The sequence below is a fragment of the Curtobacterium sp. B8 genome, assembly GCF_000333315.1.
Lineage (GTDB): Bacteria > Actinomycetota > Actinomycetes > Actinomycetales > Microbacteriaceae > Curtobacterium > Curtobacterium luteum.
The window spans coordinates 1-2,855 of the sequence record NZ_BACW01000495.1 but is presented as its reverse complement, the minus strand read 5'-3'; the positions used below and the strand labels follow the sequence as shown (position 1 = coordinate 2,855).

At 72.8% G+C, this 2,855-nt stretch carries 2 protein-coding genes; both read left to right on the top strand.

From position 1 onward, the window contains the following. Positions 1-87: 87 nt before the first annotated feature. Entirely contained in the window at positions 88-1,647 is a 1,560-nt protein-coding gene (obgE, locus tag I59_RS12695; RefSeq protein ID WP_022904185.1) for a GTPase ObgE, read from the top strand. Positions 1,648-1,654: 7 nt separating this feature from the next. Beyond that, positions 1,655-2,479, top strand: coding sequence for a glutamate 5-kinase (gene proB / locus I59_RS12690; RefSeq protein WP_022904184.1), 825 nt, complete (start codon positions 1,655-1,657; stop codon positions 2,477-2,479). Positions 2,480-2,855 lie beyond the last annotated feature (376 nt).

Sequence of the window (2,855 nt, the reverse complement as noted above, 5' to 3'; positions counted from 1 at the left end):
GCCCCTCCCGTTCTCTTTTCTGCGACACGGCAGTCTCTGCACGGCCGTTTCTGCACCACAGTTTCTGCAACACCAAGGAGTGGACCCATGGCGACGTTCGTCGACCGCGTGACCCTGCACCTCAGCGCGGGGGACGGCGGCAACGGCTGCGTGTCGGTCCGCCGTGAGAAGTTCAAGCCCCTGGCGGGTCCGGACGGTGGCAACGGCGGTGACGGCGGCGACATCGTCCTCGTCGCCGATCCGCAGGTCACGACCCTGCTCGGCTACCACCGCTCGCCCCACCGCTCGTCGAAGAACGGGCAGCCCGGCATGGGCGACATGCGCAGCGGGATCAGCGGTGAGACGCTCGAGCTCCCGGTCCCGATCGGCACCGTCGTGCACGACGAGCGCGGCGAGGTCGTCGCGGACATGACCGAGCCGGGCATGCGCGTCGTCGTGGCCGCGGGTGGGCAGGGCGGCCTCGGCAACGCCGCGCTCGCCACGACGAAGCGCAAGGCCCCCGGGTTCGCCCTCCTCGGCACCCCGGGGGAGTCCGGCGACGTCAGCCTCGAGCTGAAGACCATCGCCGACGTGGCCCTCGTCGGGTTCCCGAGCGCCGGCAAGTCCTCGCTCATCGCCGCGATCTCCGCCGCGAAGCCGAAGATCGCCGACTACCCGTTCACGACGCTCACGCCGAACCTCGGGGTCGTCGAGTCCGGCTCCACCCGCTTCACCGTCGCCGACGTCCCCGGCCTGATCGAGGGCGCGTCCGAGGGCAAGGGTCTCGGGCTCGAGTTCCTCCGCCACGTCGAGCGCTGCGAGGCACTGCTGCACGTCATCGACTGCGCCACGATGGACCCGGGCCGCGACCCGATCAGCGACCTCGACGTCATCCTCGGCGAACTCGAGCGCTACCCGGTCCCCGAGGGGCAGGTGCCGCTGCTCGAGCGCCCGCAGCTCGTCGCCCTGAACAAGATCGACGTGCCGGACGCCGCCGAGCTCGCGGACTTCGTGACCGCCGAGCTCGAGGGCCGCGGCTACCGCGTGTTCCCGATCTCGACCGCGTCCCACAAGGGCCTCCGCGAGCTGACGTTCGCCCTGGCGGACATCGTCGAGCGTGCCCGTGCCGAGCGCGCCGTCGAGCCGCAGCCGGAGCGCATCGTCCTCCGCCCGAAGGCCGTCGACGAGGTCCCCTTCACCGTCCGTGCCGAGGGCGGCGAGGAGCACCGCTTCTACCGCGTCCGCGGCGCGAAGCCCGAGCGGTGGGTGCAGCAGACCGACTTCACCAACGAGGAGGCGATCGGCTACCTCGCGGACCGTCTCGCCAAGCTCGGTGTCGAGGACGGCCTGTTCAAGGCCGGCGCGGTCGCCGGGTCCACCGTGGTCATCGGCGGTGACGGCGGCACCGTGTTCGACTGGGAGCCGACGCTCACCTCGACCGCCGAGCTCATCACGAGTGCCCGCGGCACCGACTCCCGCATCGGCGCGACCTCGCGTCCGACCCGCAACGAGCGTCGCGAGGAGTACTTCGAGCGCATGGACGCCAAGGCCGCGGCCCGCGCCGAGCTGGAGCAGGAGCGCCTGTCCGGACTGTGGGCCGACGAGGACACGGACGACGCGGACCCGTTCTCGGGCGAGGTCGAACGTCACCACGGCAGCGAGGTCTGACCCGCCGATGCCCGACCGCAGCGACACCACCGAGTCCGTCCGGGGGACCGTGCGCTCCCGCGCGGACATCCCCGGCGCACGGCGGCTCGTCGTGAAGGTCGGGTCGTCCTCGGTCAGCGGCGACAACGTCGGACAGATCGGCCCGCTCGTCGACGCCCTCGGCGCCGCGCACGCCCGGGGGACCGAGGTCGTGCTCGTGTCCTCGGGTGCGATCGCGACCGGGTTCCCGTTCCTCGGCCTCGAGGGTCGGCCGGACGACCTCGCGACCCAGCAGGCCGCGGCCGCGACCGGGCAGAACGTCCTCATGTTCCGGTACCAGAAGGAACTCGACCGGCACGGCGTGGTCGCGGCGCAGATCCTCCTGACCGCGGGTGACCTGCAGAACCCCACGCACCGGGTGAACGCGCAGCGGGCGATCGACCGGTTGCTCGCGCTCCGGGTGCTGCCGATCGTCAACGAGAACGACACCGTCGCGACGCACGAGATCCGCTTCGGCGACAACGACCGGCTCGCGGCGCTCGTCGCCCGGCTGCTCGGGGCGGATGCGCTCGTGCTGCTCTCCGACGTCGAGTCGCTCTACACGAAGCCCCCGCAGCTGCCCGGTGCGGAGCCCATCGAGCTCGTCCCGTACGGCGATGAACTGGCCGGCGTGACGTTCGGGTCGATCGGCGCGGCCGGGGTCGGGACCGGGGGAGCGGGGACGAAGGTCGCCGCAGCCCGCCTCGCGGCGGATGCGGGCACGTCCGTCCTGGTGACGGCGACGTCGTTGGTCGCGTCCGCGCTCGCGGGTGAGCACGTCGGCACCTGGTTCGAAGCGGCGCCGCGCGCGTAGGTGCTCCGGGCTGGAGGCCCGGTTCGGCTCCGGTGGGTCGGCCGCGTCCGGCGGGTGGGCACGATCCCTCGTCCTCGTCCTCGTCCTCGTCGTCGGAGTGCGACCGTTCGTGACCGCCGGTGTCGCGGGTGCGGCGTGTCGTGACCGGCGGGTGGGCGTCGGGTGCGGCGCGCCCGGTGGTGGCTGCCGGGTGGGCGCGAAGCGTCGTCCTCGTCGTCGGAGTGCGACCGTTCGTGACCCGCCGTGTCGCGGGTGCGGCGTGTCGTGACCGTTCCGGCGGCTGCGCTTGGTCCGGGTGCGGCGCGCCCGGTGGTGGCCGCCGGGTGGGCGCGAAGCGTCGTCCTCGTCGTCGGAGTGCGACCGTTCGTGACCGCCG

What these genes read in the sequence shown, in the direction of transcription:
- obgE (WP_022904185.1), top strand. Translation starts at nt 88, where the DNA reads ATGGCGACGTTCGTCGACCGCGTGACCCTGCACCTCAGCGCGGGGGAC.
- proB (WP_022904184.1), top strand. Translation starts at nt 1,655, where the DNA reads ATGCCCGACCGCAGCGACACCACCGAGTCCGTCCGGGGGACCGTGCGC.